The sequence below is a fragment of the Paraburkholderia azotifigens genome, from assembly GCF_007995085.1.
GTDB lineage: Bacteria > Pseudomonadota > Gammaproteobacteria > Burkholderiales > Burkholderiaceae > Paraburkholderia > Paraburkholderia azotifigens.
The window spans coordinates 2,200,859-2,215,071 of sequence record NZ_VOQS01000001.1 but is presented as its reverse complement, the minus strand read 5'-3'; the positions used below and the strand labels follow the sequence as shown (position 1 = coordinate 2,215,071).

Sequence of the window (14,213 nt, the reverse complement as noted above, 5' to 3'; positions counted from 1 at the left end):
GCACAGACATACGACGGCCCGGCTGGTGAATAACCGCCGGGCCGTTTTCTTTTGTGTTTTGCTTCACCACCGTTCAACCCCGTTCTACGTTTCGCTCATGGCCGCCACTTTCGAACGCAAGCTCGCGACACGCGACGCCCTCGCCCAACTTCGCCCCTCGCTGAAGGGCCCCGTGGTTTTCACGAACGGCGTCTTCGATATCCTGCATCGCGGGCACGTCACGTATCTGGCGGACGCGAAGGCGCTGGGCGCGACGCTGATCGTCGGGGTGAACAGCGATGCGTCCGTGCGGATGCTCGGCAAGGGCGACGACCGTCCGATCAACAACGAGGCCGACCGGATGGCATTGCTGGCGGCGCTGGAGAGCGTCGACTGGGTGGTGTGTTTCGGAGAGCAGACGCCTGTCGAACTGATCGAGGCGCTGCATCCGGACGTGCTCGTGAAGGGCGGCGACTACGACATGGACAAGCTGCCGGAATCCGCGCTCGTGCGCGGTTGGGGCGGCGAGGCACTCGCGATTCCGTTCGAACACGACCGCTCGACGACGGCGCTTCTGAAGAAGGTGCGCGCTCAAGGATAAGCGCGGGATGACCGCAACGAAGCGCGGGCACGCAGCCCGCGTTGTCACGAGTTTGCAGCGTTACTGCGAAAGCGCCGAAGCGGCAATCGGTGCGACGGGCGCGGGTCCGCCGACGACGGCCAGATCCGCCGCATCAACCGACGACATCGGCTGCACGCGCAGTTGCTCCGGGCGGACCTGCCGGTTCAGGTGGTTCGGTTCGCGAGGCCCCGCGGCCGGGGACGGCCCGAACAGTCCGCGCATCGTGATGAAGGCGAGGATGTTGGCGAGAAAGAGCAGGGCGAGTAGCCAGCGCAGCATCGTTGAGATTCTCCAGCTTGTCTGTTCAGTGTCCCGGCGCTCACGCCGGGTCAGCGTCCGTCGGCGGATGTGCGGACGCTTGCGCGGCGATCAGCGCAAGTCCGGCGAGCACGAGCGAGTCGTGACGCGTGTAGGGCACGCCTAGCGCCTGCACCAGTTCGGCCGCGGCGCCGCCGCCTGCTACCAGCCGCACGGGCAACTGCCATTCTTCCTGCAGATCGCGCCACATCCGCTCGATCAAACCGATTTGCGCCAGTGCGCATCCCGACGACAACGAACGCGGCGTGTCCGTCGCAAACCATGCGGCGCGTTTTGCCGTGGAAGGTTCGTCCGCCAGCAGGCCGCGCGCAGCGGTGGCGTCCAGTGTCGGCAGTTGCGCCGTGTGCTCGCCGAGCGAGCGCATCATCAGCGACCAGCCCGGCGCGATCAGTCCGCCGACGAACACGCCATCGGCGGTCAAGGCTTCGAGTGTCGTGGCCGTGCCGAAGGTCGCGATCAGCAGCGGCTCGCCTGGAAACGCCGCGTGCGCGCCGATCATCCCCGCCCAGCGGTCGCTGCCGAGTTGCGACGGCGTCGTGTATGCGTTCGTGACGCCGCATTGCTGCGCAGCCGAGCGGATCGTGGTGCGCGCGAGTGCCGGCCAATGCCGGTCGATGAACGCATCGATGCGGCGCGCCACCGCCTCACCCGCGACATTCGATAACCATGCAGAACCGGGCGAAGGCAACGCCGACCAGTCCGGCTCGTGCCGTGATTGCAGGGGATCGCCGGTTCCCTTTACCAGCTGGCCGCCGTGTGCAAACGCACCTGAGTGCGTCTGTGTACCATCGGCTTGAACCAGCGCCCATTTGACCCGGCTGTTGCCCGCGTCGATCAGCAGATAGGGCGCGCTCATGCAGCGCCGCTGCCTTCGTCCGCGAGACGCAGCGATACGTCTCCCGTCGCGATGGACTGCTGGCCGGACGCCGTATCGAGCAGCAACTGGCCGAGATCGTCGACGCCTGCCGCGACGCCGCGCGCGATTTCCACGCCCTGCTCGAACAGCACGACATCGCGTCCCGCATACGCATGGCAGCCGTTCCAGCGTTGCCGGAACGGCGCGAAGCCTTCGGCGCCGAAGCGCTGCAATGCGGGTTCGAGCGCGTTCAGCTCGGCGGCGAGGGTATCGGTGAGATTCGCGCTGGGCAGCGCGCGCGACAGCGCCGTCGGAGCTGCGCCGCGTGCCTGCGCGGGCACATCGGCATTAAGCGCACCGACCTTCGCGGCGAGTTCGTCGGCGCCTTTCACGTTCGTGCCGATGCCGATCACGACGGCACTCGCGTCCGCCGTGCTCCATGCCGTTTCGATCAGGATGCCCGCCAGCTTGTCGCCTTCGAGCAGCACGTCGTTCGGCCACTTCAGCGCGATCTGGCCGGGACCGGCGACGGGCAGCGAGCGCAGCCCGTCGACCAGCGCGACGCCGACCGCCAGGCTCAGTCCCGCGAGACCTTCGAGCGGTCTCGGCAGCACGCAGGCAACCGAGAACAGCAGCGCATTGCCGGGCTCCGCATACCACGGACGGCCGCGCCGGCCGCGTCCCGCCGTCTGCAGATACGCGACGCGCACGATCGGCCGCGCAAGCGCGCCGGGTTCGCGCGGCAGCGCTTTCACGCGCGCCATCAGGTCGGCATTGGTCGAGCCGGTTTCTTCGACGATTTCGATCGGCCAGTCATTCGCGGCCGGGCCGAACAGCGCAACGGCGCGCTGCCGGTCGATTCGCCAGTCGCCCGAAGGGCTGGGGGAAGTTGGGGTAGTCATGAAGCGTATTTTAGCCACTGCGCCAGCCGGCGTGAGCGCCAGATGAGGTTGCAGGCGTCGCGAGCGCCTGTCCGTTCGGCCTTGTGCGGCGCCGCGCCCAGACACGCAGCCCACGAGGGCTCAATATCGAACCCTTCGTTACAATGCCCGTTAATCCGATAACGAGATCACGCGATCCTTGAACTACGACACTCCTCCCGGACTTGAAGTCACGGCAGGCAGCCAGGGCAAGATCGTCCGCCTGTCCGGCCAGTGGACGGCGCTCGCGCTCGCACGCGACCGACTGCATGGACAGGCGCTGCCACGTCTGCGTGAACTGGTCGACAGCCGCTCGCACGTTGCGCAGTGGGATCTGTCGCGAGTCGAACGCATGGATCATGTAGGCGGCCAGGCGCTGTGGCGCGTGTGGGGCTACAAGCTGCCGCGCGACCTCGTCGCGCTCAACGACACGCAGCGCGATATCTTCGACCGGATCGCGCTGCTCGACACCGCACGCGAGAACCCGGAGCCCGTCCGTCGCTTCGATCCGTTCACGCAGCTCGGCCTTGGCATTTTCAGTTTCTTCGAGCACGTGTACGGCGGCGTCGCGATGTTCGGCCGCGTGATCCTCGATCTGCTGTCGATCGCGCGCAATCCGAAGCTCGCGCCGTGGAAGGAGATTTCGGCGAATGTGTATAGCGCCGGCACGCAGGCGCTGCCCATCACGGCGCTCGTCGCGTTCCTGATCGGCATCGTGCTCAGCTATCTGTCCGCGCAGCAGTTGCGGCTGTTCGGCGCGAACCAGTTCATCGTGAATATTCTGGGGATGTCGGTGCTGCGCGAACTGGGGCCCGTGCTGTCGGCGATTCTCGTCGCGGGCCGCTCCGGCTCGGCCATTACCGCGCAGATCGGCGTGATGCGCGTGACGGAAGAACTCGACGCCATGCGCGTGATGGGCATTCCGCACGGCCTGCGCCTGATCCTGCCGCGCGTGCTCGCGCTGTCCCTTGCGATGCCGCTGCTCGTGATGTGGACGAACATCATCTCGCTGCTCGGCGGCGCGCTGGCCGCGAAGATCGTGCTGCAGATCGACGTGTCGTATTTCATCCGCGCGCTGCCGGGCGTGGTGCCCGTTGCGAACCTGTGGATCGGACTCGGCAAGGGCATGGTGTTCGGCATGCTGATCGCGATCGCCGGCTGTCACTTCGGCTTTCGCATCAAGGCCAATTCGCAGAGTCTCGGCGAGGGCACGACGACATCCGTCGTTTCGTCGATCACGATCGTCATCCTCGCCGACGCCGTGTTCGCGATTCTCTTCCAGAACGTGGGGCTGTCATGATTGCGCCGCTCACCACTGCCGTACGGGACCAGCCGCTGCCCGAGATCGCGGAAACCGTGATCGAGGTGCGCAACCTGAGCAAACGCTACGGCCGCAACATCGTGCATCAGCATCTGGATTTCGACGTGCGGCGCGGCGAGATCGTGTCGATCGTCGGCGGCTCGGGTTCGGGCAAGACCACGCTGATGCGCCAGATTCTAGGCCTCGAGCGGCCGACTTCGGGCAGCATCAAGGTGTTCGGCGAGGACACGTCGAAGCTCGACGATGACGAAGCGCGCCTGATGCGCGTGCGTTCGGGCATGCTGTTCCAGCATGGTGCGCTGTTTTCGTCGCTGTCGGTGTTCGACAACATCGCGCAGCCGCTGCGCGAACTCGGCAAGGTGCCCGAAGACCTGCTGCGCGACATCGTGATGTTGAAGCTGGAAATGGTCGGGCTGCCGTGCAAGCACGCGTCGAAGATGCCGGCGGCATTGTCGGGCGGGATGGTGAAGCGCGTGGGCATCGCGCGTGCGATCGCGCTCGAACCGGAACTGCTGTTTCTCGACGAGCCGACGGCAGGTCTCGATCCGCAGGCCTCCGACGAATTCGTCGAACTGATCAGCGCGCTTCACCGCGCGCTCGGCCTGACGGTCGTGATGGTCACGCACGATCTCGACACGATGGTCGCGCTGTCGACGCGCGTTGCCGTGATCGCGGATCGCAAGGTAGTGGTGGCGGCGCCCGTCGAGGAGGTGGCGGGGTTCGATCATCCCTTCATCCGCGAATATTTTCTCGGGCTGCGCGGGCGGCTCGCGTTGCAGGGGTTGTCGCCGGAGCGCCGCGCGAAGTTGCCGGCCGAGGCGCTCGAACCGGCAACGGAAGCGCTTCCGCTGCGCACCGCGCCATGAACGCCAGGGAACCTGACAATGGAAAATAAATCACACGCCTTCTGGGCCGGGCTCTTCACCGTCGTGATGGTGGCGGCGATTGCCGCGGCGGCGTTTTTGTTCAACGTGGACCGGTCGGTCCGCATACCTTTCGATCTGATTGCGCGCACCAATGTCACAGGTTTGTACCCGGATGCTGCGGTACGATATCGCGGCCTCGACGTCGGCAAGGTGCAGTCGATCAAATTCGACCGCGAACATCCGGGGCAGATTCTGATCCGCATCCTCGTCGACAAAAATGCGCCCATCACGCACTCGACCTTCGGCAGTCTCGGGCTGCAGGGCGTCACGGGTCTCGCGTTCATCCAGCTCGACGACACGGGGCGCGATACGGCGCCGCTCGTCTCGTCGGCGAAAAATGTCGCGCAGCTGCCGATGCGCCCCGGCTTGCTCGATCAGTTGCAGGCGCGCGGCGACATCCTGATCCGGCAGCTCGAAAAGACGGTGCGCGACGTCGACGCGCTGCTCTCGCCGGAAATGCGCGACCAGCTTCTGGCGACAGCGGCGAGTCTCCAGCATGCCGCCGACGGCGTCACGACGCTCACGGCACAGATGGGGCCCGCCGTCGGCAAGCTGCCGAACACGCTCAATCAGCTGGACCAGACGCTCGCGTCGACGAACCGGATGATCACGAGCCTGAATCGCCCGGACGGTCCGCTCGAAGGCACGCTGAACAAGGTTGGCACGGCCGCGCAGCAGGCGGGCGACGCGCTGACGGCGATGAACGCGACGCTGCAGGACATCTCGGCGCGTGTCGGCTACGACACGCTGCCGCGCGTGAACTCGCTGGCGGACGACGTGCGCTCGGCCGTGCGCTCCATCGACCGGGCCGCCGACACCTTCAGCGAGACGCCGAACAGCGTGCTGTTCGGCGCGCCGCGCGCAGCGCCCGGTCCCGGCGAGCCGGGCTTCGTGTGGCCGGCGGGCCACGCGGCCAAATGAATTTAAAGGAACAACAGCATGTCATGCTCGATCAACCGACTCTTCACCTCGCGCGCCGCGCTCGCTGCCGTGCTGCTTGCGCTCGGCGCGCTGGCGGGCTGCGCGGGCAATCCGGCCGCGCTCGCCGATATCCGTTACGACCTCGGCCCGGCGCCGCTGCCGTCCAGCACGGGCACGATGCCGGCCATCAAGGTGCTCGACGTCACGGCGCCCGCCAATCTCAACACCGACAAGCTGGTCTACCGTCTCGACTATTCCGATTCGCAGCAGACGGCCGCCTACGCGAACAGCCACTGGACGATGCCGCCCGCGCAACTGCTGACACAGCGCCTGCGCAACGCGCTGTCCTCGCGCGGCGCCGTGCTCACGGGCTCCGACGGCGTGAGCGCGCCCGTGCTGAAGGTGGATCTCGACGTGTTCGAGCAGGATTTCGACGGCGAGTCCGAAAGCCATGGCTCGGTCACGGCGCGCACGACGCTGATCGTCGGCGGCAAGGTCGTCGGGCAGCGCACCTTCATGTCACGCGCGCCTTCGAGTTCGGCCGATGCGGCGGGCGGCGCGCGTGCGCTCGCTGCCGCCAGCGACGACCTCGTCGCGCAGATTTCCGCATGGCTCGGCGTGCAGGCGCTCGTCGCGCAACAATGACGGGTTGCCGCGCAGCCACGGAGGCGCTGCATGGCTGACAAGCCGTGGCAGCGCCGCCCCTCGGCGTTCGCGAGGCAGGCGCTGGTGCTGTACGCGGCGCTGATCGTGTATGGATCCTGGTATCCGTTCTATGGCTGGCGCTCGCTCGGCCTCGGGCCGCTCGACTATCTCTTCGATCCCGTTCCGCAGTATCTGACTGCCTTCGATGTCGTGACGAACGTGCTCGGCTACATGCCGTTCGGCGCGCTCGTCGTGCTCGCCGTCTATCCGCGCTGGCGCGGCGCGCTTGCCGTCGCGTTCGCCTTCGGGCTCGGCACGCTGCTGTCGGGCGCGATGGAGGCCGTGCAGACCTATCTGCCGACGCGCGTCGCATCGAATCTCGATCTCGCGGCGAATGCGCTGGGCGCGTTGCTCGGCGCGACGGTGATGTCGCCGTTGACGGGCGCGTTGCTCGATCGCGGCCTGCTGCGCCGGATGCGCTTTCTCTGGTTCGAGCGCGACAGCACGGCAGTCATCGGCCTCGCGGGCTTGTGGCCGTTCGCAACGATGTATCCGTCGCCGCTGCTGCTCGGGCTCGGCACATGGCCGCGCGAACTGTGGCTGCGCTCCGATTCGACGATGCAGGACGCACTGCTCGCCTGGACACCGGCCGCATGGCACGTGCCGGCGTGGCCTGTGCTCGTCGCTTCGTGGATGCCCGACGATGCGTGGGAAGCCGTCATCACGGCGCTGAATCTGCTGGCGGCAGGCGCGCTCGCGTCGCTGCCGATGCGCGAGCGCGCGCCGCGCGTGCGTCTGCTGATCGCGTTCGTCGTGGCGACGCTCGCCGTAAAGGCAGGCGCGACGTTCCTGCAGTCGCAATCGGGACTCGCGTTCAACTGGGCGACGCCGGGCGCGCTGATCGGCCTCGCGAGCGGCTTTGCCGCGATGTTGCTGGCGTTGAAGCTGCCGCGCAGTTCGCGCGCCGCGCTCGCGGCGACGGCGCTCGTCGTGTCGCTCGTGTTCGTCAATCTGCTGCCCGTGAATCCGTATTTCGACGTCGTGCTCGCCGACTGGCGGCAAGGCCGTTATCTGCATTTCAACGGGCTCGCGCGCTGGCTCGCGTGGATGTGGCCGTATGCCGTGCTGGTGTGGGTCGCGTTGTCGGCGGAACGGGCATTGCTGTCGAAACGGCGCGGGTCGGGCCCATGATGCGTCGAACGGGACCTATCGGCGCAGTGGCGACCTGCGGTGTTCGAGCCCCGTCGTTATAATCGACGGAACCTCTCATCCCTGTTTCCGGCGGGCCGCGTGATGCATGCAGCGCGCCTCGCTACGGATCTCACACGTCAGCCACCATGGATTCCTTCTTCAAGTATCACGTCTTTTTCTGTCTGAACCAGCGGGAGCCCGGCGCGTCGCGTCCGAGTTGCGCGAACTGCAATGCGCAGGAAATGCAGGAATACGCGAAGAAGCGCGTCAAGCAGCTCGGCCTCGCCGGTCCCGGCCAGGTGCGCATCAACAAGTCGGGGTGTCTGGACCGCTGCGAGGAAGGTCCGACCATCGTCGTGTATCCCGAAGGCGTCTGGTACACGTACGTCGACAAGACCGATATCGACGAGATCGTCGATTCGCATCTGGCGAACGGCAAGATCGTCGAGCGTCTGCTGATCGACCGCTAACCGCGTTACCTGTCCACACAAGATGAACGTACACACGAAGAAATATCTGATCGACGGCCCGGTGGGGAAGATCGAAGTGGCCGTCGACACGCCCGACGCCAGCCGCGACGGCGGCGCCGCGCCGCACGGCATCGCGCTCGTCGCGCATCCGCACCCTCTGTTCGGCGGCACGATGGACAACAAGGTCGCGCAGACGCTGGCGCGCACGCTGGTTGGGCTGAACTACATCACGTATCGCTCGAATTTTCGCGGCGTCGGCGAAACGCAGGGCACGCATGACGCGGGCGTCGGCGAACGCGACGACTTGCGCGCCGTGCTCGACCACATGCGCGCGCAGCCGGGTCAGGCCGGGCTGCCGCTCGTGCTGGCGGGCTTTTCTTTCGGCACATTCGTGCTGTCGCATGTCGCGGCACGGCTGCGGGAAGAAGGGCAGGAAATCGAGCGGATGGTGTTCGTCGGCACGGCGGCGAGCCGCTGGGAAGTCGCGCCCGTGCCGGAAAACACGCTCGTGATTCACGGCGAAACCGACGACACGGTGCCCATCCAGTCGGTTTTCGACTGGGCGCAGCCGCAGGAACTGCCCGTCGTCGTGATTCCGGGTGCCGAGCATTTCCTGCATCGCAAGCTGCATATTCTGAAGCGCATTATCGTCGACGCATGGCACTGATTACGCGTCGCTGACGTATCTTGAAAATGTGCGGAAAAATGGGCGGCCGCGTGCCGCCCATGTTGCAAAAAACCCGCGAAAAATGCGGGAAAACTCGATGACGCAGGGCAGATTGTCAGGCGGCCGCGCGTATAATGAGCGCTCTTTTTTGGGCGCAGCGTTGCCCGTCTGGTGGATCGAATCGCCTCGCTCGTGAGTTCATGGCGGCGAATTCGGCGCGAGATGCGAGGCGCGCTGCGCGAACCGACCGCGTGACAGACAGTCTGACGAGCAGTCAAAACCACGCCGCGCCGCTTGCGCGCGGCGGCGACTGTTGGTCCGGCATCACGCGAACCATCCGAACTGCGCTTTCTTTGCGCGCCCAGCACATTTCTGCCCGAATCGACCCTATGCGCTTTTCGAACTCCGGCTCCTTCAGCCTTCCCCGTCTCGTTTCTTTCGTTCCGCAATCCGCCGCCAGCAAATTCGCGCTGGGTCTCGCGCTGCCGGCCGCACTCGTCGCCGGCACTGCGTTCGCGCAGGTGCCGCCGCCGGGCGTGAACGCGCGCTCGTGGGTGCTCGTCGATGCCACCAGCAACCAGGTGCTCGCGTCCGCCAATGCCGATGAGCGTGTGGAACCGGCGTCGCTGACCAAGCTGATGACCGCGTATCTCACATTCGAAGCACTGGCATCGAAGAAGATCACGATGGATCAGTCGATCAATCCGAGCGAAGCGGTGCGCCGCGTGCGGAACGACGAATCGCGCATGTTCATCGAGGCGAACAAGCCCGTCACGGTGCACGACCTCGTGTACGGCATGATCGTTCAGTCGGGCAACGACGCCGCTATCGCGCTGGCCGAACTGGTCGGCGGCAGCGAAGCGCAGTTCGTCAACATGATGAACGTGGAAGCGCAAAAGCTCGGCATGAAGAACACGCACTTCGCCGACGTGAACGGCATGCCCGATCCGCAGCACTACACGACGGCAGGCGATCTCGCCATCCTGTCCGCGCGCCTGATCCGCGACTATCCAGATTACTACAACATCTTCTCCGTCAAGGAATTCACGTATAACAAGATCAAGCAGCCGAACCGCAACCGTCTGCTGTGGATCGACCCGACGGTCGACGGCCTGAAGACGGGCCACACGCAAGCGGCCGGCTACTGCCTGATCGCGAGCGCGAAGCGTCCGCTGCCGGGCGCGCAGGATTCGTCGCGCCGTCTGGTGTCGGTGATGATGGGCGAGCAGAAGGAACACGACCGCGTGCAGGACAGCCTGAAGATGCTGAACTACGGCTACTCCGCGTACGACGCAGTGCGCCTGTACAAGGCCAATCAGGTCGTCGAGACGCCGCGTGTCTACAAGGGCTCGCAAGATACGGTGAAGCTCGGTGTGACGACGGACCAGTACATCACGCTGCCGAAGGGCATGGCCGACAAGGTCAAGCCGCAGGTCGAGCACGCCGAGCCGCTGATCGCGCCGATTTCGCAGGGTCAGCAGGTCGGCACGGTGAAGTTCGTCGCCGATGGCAAGACGCTCGCGCAGGTGCCGCTGGTCGCGCTGCAGGCGGTGCCGCAGGCGGGCATCGTCGGCCGCGTGTGGGATTCGATGATGCTGATGTTCAACAAGAAGAAGTAAGCCGTACGCAAGTCGAAAAGCAACACGATCTGCGGCTTGCTTTTTCGCCGCGCGCAATCATATAGGGTGATTGTGTGCGGTGAGTAAAGGAGTCGAGAATGAGTCCCGTGAACGAATCATTGATAGATTTTCCGTGCGATTTCCCCATCAAGGTGATGGGCAAGTCGCACCCGGATTTCCAGGTGACGATCGTCGAGGTGATCCGCCAGTTCGACGGCGGATTCGACGCGGAACGTGTGGAAGTGCGGCCGTCGAGCGGCGGCAACTACACCGGTCTCACGGTGACGGTGCGTGCATTGAATCGTGAGCACCTGGACGACATCTATCGGGCGCTGACCGGGCATCCGATGGTGAAGGTGGTGCTGTAAGTTTTTGAGTGGCCGGGCGGTGCGTATCAGCGCTCCGCCTGCGCATCCTGAAGCTGGACGTGCAACGCGTCCCGTTGTCGTGTGTCTGTCCCATCCGCCCCATCCTTTGCCGAACGCATTGCATTCTCGGTGCACGCCCTCTCGAACAGCAGCCTGAAGCGCCCGACTTCATCGAACACCCAATCCCGAAACGCCTTCACACGCGCCGTCTGCATCAACTGCGGCGTGCAGATGAAGTAGTACTGCCACGGGCTGGGTCCGTCGATATCGAACAGCCGCACGAGCCGGCCCGCCGCGACTTCGTGCATGGCAAGCGAGCGGCGCGTGAGCGCGACGCCCTGGCCGTCGATGGCCGCCTGCAGCAGATTCGACGAATCCTGGTACAGCACGCCGCGTTTCGGCTCGGGCAAGTCAGTCAGACCCGCCGCGTCGAACCACGGACGCCATAGCTCGTCGTCGGAGCGCAGCAGCGGCACGTTCGCGAGATCGGCGGGCGTTTTCGGCAGATTGCCGCCGTTGAACGTCGGCGAGCACGCGGGGAAAAACACCTCTTCGAGCAGCAGTTCTGCATGCAGCCCCGGATAGTCGCCGTAGCCGAAGCGGATCGCGCAGTCGACGTCGTCGCGCGCGAAATCCGTAAGCGCGTTGGTCGACAGGAGTTCGAGATCCCACTGCGGATTCTCCTCGATGAACCGGCCGATGCGCGGCGTCACCCAGCGCGCCGCAAACGACGACAGCATCGACACGACGAGCCGCCGGTCGCGGTCGCCGGCGCGAATCTCGCGCGTCGCCTCCGCCAGCGAAATGAGCGCCGTTCGCACCTGCGCGGCATAACGGCGGCCGATATCGGTGAGCCGCACGCGCTTGCCGTCGCGCGCGAACAGCTTCACGCCGAGTTCCTCTTCGAGCGCGCGAATCTGATGGCTGACCGCGCCGTGCGTGACGTACAACTCGTCGGCGGCGCGCGAAAAGCTCTCGTGACGGGCGGCGGCCTCGAAGGCCTTGATCGCGTTCAGTGCAGGTAGCTGGCGTAGATCCATCGCAATTTTTCTCACATAGCCGTGAAAAATGATCGTTTGGCGTAAACCCTTGTCACGCCTACGATTGTAGCCATGAAACGATTTTTGGCGAGGCCATCATGCGAGAAATTTCCTCTAGCATCACGTTTGAAATCGTAGCCGGTGAGACCGTTCCGATGAAGGTCACGCGCAGCACGCGGCTGGCCGTGTCGGGCGGCGCGGTGTGGGTGACGCGCAGCGACGATGTCGAAGATTACTGGCTCGAACCGGGCAAGACGCTGCGTCTGCGGCGCGGCGAGCGGCTGTGGCTTTCGGTCGAGCGCGGCACGCAGGCAAGGGTTGCATTCCTCGTGCCGACGCGGCCGCAACAAAAAGCGCTCAACTGGTTTGCGCGCGTCGGCGAGCGCCTCGCGGCGTGGCTGCGCTCCGGATGGCGCACTGTCTGATTCACAAATCAGATCCCACTTATTGCCGTCACGGCGGGCGAGGCGCGCGGGATTTCGGTAAACTGCCGCAATCATGTGTGCCACGCCGGTTTCATCGTCCCCCGATTTTCCGAGTTCCACCCAGCCGGGCGCCGCTGCGTCTGACGCGGCCGCGCGACCGGTGATCGTCCGCTGGCGCGGCTCGGAAGACTATCAGACGAGCTTCGACGCGATGCGCGCGTTCACCGATTCGCGAACGTCCGAAACATCGGACGAAATCTGGCTCGTCGAACATCCGCCCGTTTTCACGCTCGGCCAGGCCGGCGACCCGGCGCACCTGCTGGCCGCCGACAGTGCTATCCCTCTCGTCAAAGTCGATCGAGGGGGCCAGATCACGTATCACGGCCCCGGCCAGGTGGTCGCGTATCTGCTACTGGATTTGCGTCGCCGGAAGCTGATGGTGCGCGAGCTGGTGACACGGATTGAGCAGGCCGTGATTGACACACTCGCGGCGTATAATCTCGCCGGTGAACGCAAGGCGGGCGCGCCGGGCATCTATGTCTCACCCGATCAGCCGGATGCCGGGCTGCATGTCGGCGCGAAGATCGCCGCGCTGGGCCTGAAAATCCGTAGCGGTTGCAGTTATCACGGCGTCAGCCTGAATGTGAGCATGGATCTGCAGCCGTTTCTCGCCATCAATCCGTGTGGTTACGCGGGGCTCGAAACAGTCGATATGGCGACGCTCGGCGTCGCGGCCGGCTGGGACGACGTAGCCCGAACCCTTGCAGCAAGCCTCATCGCCAACATCGACGGCATCCCCGCAGCCGTCGGCCTACCGCAGGCCGGTGGCAGCACCGCCTGACTGGAACGAACGAATGACTGACGTTACCGCGAACCCCGCAGCCTCAAGTCCCGTCAACGGCGCTGCTCCCGCAGCTTACGACGCTACCGCCAAGCAGAAGGCACAAGCCAAGACCGCGCGCATTCCGATCAAGATCGTCCCCATCGAAAAGCTGAAGAAGCCCGACTGGATTCGCGTGAAGGCCGCGACGGGCAATTCGCGTTTCTACGAGATCAAGCAGATTCTGCGCGAACACAATCTGCATACGGTGTGTGAGGAAGCGAGCTGCCCGAACATCGGCGAATGCTTCGGCAAGGGCACAGCGACGTTCATGATCATGGGCGACAAGTGCACGCGCCGCTGCCCGTTCTGCGACGTGGGTCACGGCCGTCCCGATCCGCTCGATCCGGAAGAGCCGGGCAATCTCGCGCGCACCATCGCCGCGCTGAAGCTCAAGTACGTGGTGATCACGAGCGTCGATCGCGACGATCTGCGTGATGGCGGTGCGGCGCACTTCGTCGAGTGCATCCAGAAGACGCGCGAGCTGTCGCCGGAAACGCGCATCGAAATTCTGACGCCGGACTTCCGCGGCCGTCTGGATCGCGCGATCGGCATTCTGAACGCGGCGCCGCCCGACGTGATGAACCACAACCTCGAAACGGTGCCGCGTCTGTACAAGGAAGCGCGCCCGGGTTCGGACTACGCGCATTCGCTGAAACTGCTGAAGGACTTCAAGGCGCTCCATCCGAATGTCGCGACGAAGTCCGGCCTGATGGTCGGTCTCGGCGAAACGGAAGAAGAGATCCTGCAAGTGATGCGCGATCTGCGCGAGCACAACGTCGACATGCTGACGATCGGCCAGTATCTGCAGCCGTCCGAGCACCATTTGCCCGTGCGGGCCTATGTGCATCCCGACACGTTCAGGATGTACGAGGAAGAAGCGTACAAGATGGGCTTCACGCACGCGGCAGTCGGCGCGATGGTGCGTTCGAGCTATCACGCCGACGTGCAGGCACACGATGCCGGTGTGGTCTGAATGTCGCCTGCACTAGCTGCAGCTTAAAAAAAGCCCGCGACAGCGGGCTTTTTTTTTCGGCAACAGGCG

General features: G+C 65.1%; 17 protein-coding genes. 13 read left to right on the top strand and 4 right to left on the bottom strand.

Features of this window, described 5'->3' with window-relative positions; all coding sequences use genetic code 11:
* Window positions 1-97 precede the first annotated feature (97 nt).
* Window positions 98-580, top strand: coding sequence for a D-glycero-beta-D-manno-heptose 1-phosphate adenylyltransferase (rfaE2, locus tag FRZ40_RS09875; protein WP_028365789.1), 483 nt, complete (start codon window positions 98-100; stop codon window positions 578-580).
* 60 nt (window positions 581-640) lie between these two features.
* Here rfaE2 and FRZ40_RS09870 read toward each other — a convergent pair whose 3' ends face one another.
* From FRZ40_RS09870 to FRZ40_RS09860, 3 genes are read right to left on the bottom strand one after another with little or no spacing between them, the layout of a single operon-like run.
* Window positions 641-880: a hypothetical protein gene (locus FRZ40_RS09870; RefSeq protein WP_028365790.1), complete on the bottom strand. Its 240-nt coding sequence runs from the start codon at window positions 878-880 to the stop codon at window positions 641-643.
* 40 nt (window positions 881-920) lie between these two features.
* Window positions 921-1,775 (bottom strand): type III pantothenate kinase, encoded by an 855-nt coding sequence (locus FRZ40_RS09865; RefSeq protein WP_147233986.1) that lies wholly within the window; start codon window positions 1,773-1,775, stop codon window positions 921-923.
* A complete protein-coding gene (locus FRZ40_RS09860) occupies window positions 1,772-2,677 on the bottom strand; it encodes a biotin--[acetyl-CoA-carboxylase] ligase (RefSeq protein ID WP_028365792.1) in 906 nt (301 codons plus the stop codon). The genes FRZ40_RS09865 and FRZ40_RS09860 overlap by 4 nt, the downstream gene beginning before the upstream one ends.
* A 178-nt stretch (window positions 2,678-2,855) precedes the next feature.
* On the opposite strand from FRZ40_RS09860, the gene FRZ40_RS09855 reads away from it, so the two are divergent.
* From FRZ40_RS09855 to FRZ40_RS09815, 9 genes are all read left to right on the top strand, one after another.
* A complete protein-coding gene (locus tag FRZ40_RS09855; RefSeq protein WP_028365793.1) occupies window positions 2,856-3,995 on the top strand; it encodes an MlaE family ABC transporter permease in 1,140 nt (379 codons plus the stop codon).
* On the top strand, window positions 3,992-4,882 hold the full coding sequence (locus FRZ40_RS09850; RefSeq protein WP_028365794.1) for an ABC transporter ATP-binding protein: 891 nt from the start codon (window positions 3,992-3,994) through the stop codon (window positions 4,880-4,882). Before FRZ40_RS09855 ends, FRZ40_RS09850 begins: the two co-directional genes overlap by 4 nt.
* Window positions 4,883-4,900: 18 nt before the next feature.
* Window positions 4,901-5,863, top strand: a complete 963-nt coding sequence (locus tag FRZ40_RS09845; RefSeq protein ID WP_028365795.1) for an MlaD family protein — start codon at window positions 4,901-4,903, stop codon at window positions 5,861-5,863.
* An 18-nt stretch (window positions 5,864-5,881) separates the two neighbouring features.
* Window positions 5,882-6,508, top strand: coding sequence for an ABC-type transport auxiliary lipoprotein family protein (locus tag FRZ40_RS09840; RefSeq protein WP_028365796.1), 627 nt, complete (start codon window positions 5,882-5,884; stop codon window positions 6,506-6,508).
* A gap of 30 nt (window positions 6,509-6,538) precedes the next feature.
* Window positions 6,539-7,699, top strand: a complete 1,161-nt coding sequence (locus FRZ40_RS09835; protein ID WP_147233985.1) for a VanZ family protein — start codon at window positions 6,539-6,541, stop codon at window positions 7,697-7,699.
* A gap of 146 nt (window positions 7,700-7,845) precedes the next feature.
* A complete protein-coding gene (locus tag FRZ40_RS09830; RefSeq protein ID WP_028365798.1) occupies window positions 7,846-8,169 on the top strand; it encodes a (2Fe-2S) ferredoxin domain-containing protein in 324 nt (107 codons plus the stop codon).
* A 22-nt stretch (window positions 8,170-8,191) separates the two neighbouring features.
* Window positions 8,192-8,836, top strand: coding sequence for an alpha/beta hydrolase (locus tag FRZ40_RS09825; RefSeq protein ID WP_147233984.1), 645 nt, complete (start codon window positions 8,192-8,194; stop codon window positions 8,834-8,836).
* Between the two features lie 389 nt (window positions 8,837-9,225).
* Complete coding sequence (locus FRZ40_RS09820; protein WP_028365800.1) at window positions 9,226-10,455, top strand: D-alanyl-D-alanine carboxypeptidase family protein; 1,230 nt, start codon at window positions 9,226-9,228, stop codon at window positions 10,453-10,455.
* Window positions 10,456-10,553: 98 nt separating this feature from the next.
* Window positions 10,554-10,823, top strand: coding sequence for a DUF493 family protein (locus tag FRZ40_RS09815; RefSeq protein ID WP_147233983.1), 270 nt, complete (start codon window positions 10,554-10,556; stop codon window positions 10,821-10,823).
* A gap of 26 nt (window positions 10,824-10,849) precedes the next feature.
* Here FRZ40_RS09815 and FRZ40_RS09810 read toward each other — a convergent pair whose 3' ends face one another.
* Window positions 10,850-11,863 (bottom strand): transcriptional regulator GcvA, encoded by a 1,014-nt coding sequence (locus FRZ40_RS09810; protein ID WP_147233982.1) that lies wholly within the window; start codon window positions 11,861-11,863, stop codon window positions 10,850-10,852.
* A 98-nt stretch (window positions 11,864-11,961) separates the two neighbouring features.
* Between FRZ40_RS09810 and FRZ40_RS09805 the strand changes: the two genes are divergently transcribed.
* The 3 genes from FRZ40_RS09805 to lipA all read left to right on the top strand — a co-directional run bounded on the left by FRZ40_RS09805 (window position 11,962) and on the right by lipA (window position 14,144).
* Window positions 11,962-12,288, top strand: coding sequence for a DUF2917 domain-containing protein (locus FRZ40_RS09805; RefSeq protein WP_028365803.1), 327 nt, complete (start codon window positions 11,962-11,964; stop codon window positions 12,286-12,288).
* Between the two features lie 73 nt (window positions 12,289-12,361).
* The gene (lipB, locus tag FRZ40_RS09800) at window positions 12,362-13,129 is read left to right on the top strand and encodes a lipoyl(octanoyl) transferase LipB (RefSeq protein ID WP_147233981.1); all 768 of its coding nucleotides are present in this window, start codon (window positions 12,362-12,364) and stop codon (window positions 13,127-13,129) included.
* A 13-nt stretch (window positions 13,130-13,142) separates the two neighbouring features.
* Complete coding sequence (gene lipA, locus FRZ40_RS09795; RefSeq protein WP_028365805.1) at window positions 13,143-14,144, top strand: lipoyl synthase; 1,002 nt, start codon at window positions 13,143-13,145, stop codon at window positions 14,142-14,144.
* The last annotated feature ends 69 nt before the right edge of the window (window positions 14,145-14,213 follow it).

What these genes read in the sequence shown, in the direction of transcription:
- FRZ40_RS09845 (WP_028365795.1), top strand. Translation starts at nt 4,901, where the DNA reads ATGGAAAATAAATCACACGCCTTCTGGGCCGGGCTCTTCACCGTCGTG.
- FRZ40_RS09815 (WP_147233983.1), top strand. Translation starts at nt 10,554, where the DNA reads ATGAGTCCCGTGAACGAATCATTGATAGATTTTCCGTGCGATTTCCCC.
- FRZ40_RS09860 (WP_028365792.1), bottom strand. Translation starts at nt 2,677, where the DNA reads ATGACTACCCCAACTTCCCCCAGCCCTTCGGGCGACTGGCGAATCGAC.
- FRZ40_RS09835 (WP_147233985.1), top strand. Translation starts at nt 6,539, where the DNA reads ATGGCTGACAAGCCGTGGCAGCGCCGCCCCTCGGCGTTCGCGAGGCAG.
- FRZ40_RS09825 (WP_147233984.1), top strand. Translation starts at nt 8,192, where the DNA reads ATGAACGTACACACGAAGAAATATCTGATCGACGGCCCGGTGGGGAAG.
- FRZ40_RS09805 (WP_028365803.1), top strand. Translation starts at nt 11,962, where the DNA reads ATGCGAGAAATTTCCTCTAGCATCACGTTTGAAATCGTAGCCGGTGAG.
- FRZ40_RS09865 (WP_147233986.1), bottom strand. Translation starts at nt 1,775, where the DNA reads ATGAGCGCGCCCTATCTGCTGATCGACGCGGGCAACAGCCGGGTCAAA.
- FRZ40_RS09840 (WP_028365796.1), top strand. Translation starts at nt 5,882, where the DNA reads ATGTCATGCTCGATCAACCGACTCTTCACCTCGCGCGCCGCGCTCGCT.
- lipA (WP_028365805.1), top strand. Translation starts at nt 13,143, where the DNA reads ATGACTGACGTTACCGCGAACCCCGCAGCCTCAAGTCCCGTCAACGGC.
- lipB (WP_147233981.1), top strand. Translation starts at nt 12,362, where the DNA reads ATGTGTGCCACGCCGGTTTCATCGTCCCCCGATTTTCCGAGTTCCACC.
- FRZ40_RS09810 (WP_147233982.1), bottom strand. Translation starts at nt 11,863, where the DNA reads ATGGATCTACGCCAGCTACCTGCACTGAACGCGATCAAGGCCTTCGAG.
- rfaE2 (WP_028365789.1), top strand. Translation starts at nt 98, where the DNA reads ATGGCCGCCACTTTCGAACGCAAGCTCGCGACACGCGACGCCCTCGCC.
- FRZ40_RS09830 (WP_028365798.1), top strand. Translation starts at nt 7,846, where the DNA reads ATGGATTCCTTCTTCAAGTATCACGTCTTTTTCTGTCTGAACCAGCGG.
- FRZ40_RS09870 (WP_028365790.1), bottom strand. Translation starts at nt 880, where the DNA reads ATGCTGCGCTGGCTACTCGCCCTGCTCTTTCTCGCCAACATCCTCGCC.
- FRZ40_RS09820 (WP_028365800.1), top strand. Translation starts at nt 9,226, where the DNA reads ATGCGCTTTTCGAACTCCGGCTCCTTCAGCCTTCCCCGTCTCGTTTCT.
- FRZ40_RS09850 (WP_028365794.1), top strand. Translation starts at nt 3,992, where the DNA reads ATGATTGCGCCGCTCACCACTGCCGTACGGGACCAGCCGCTGCCCGAG.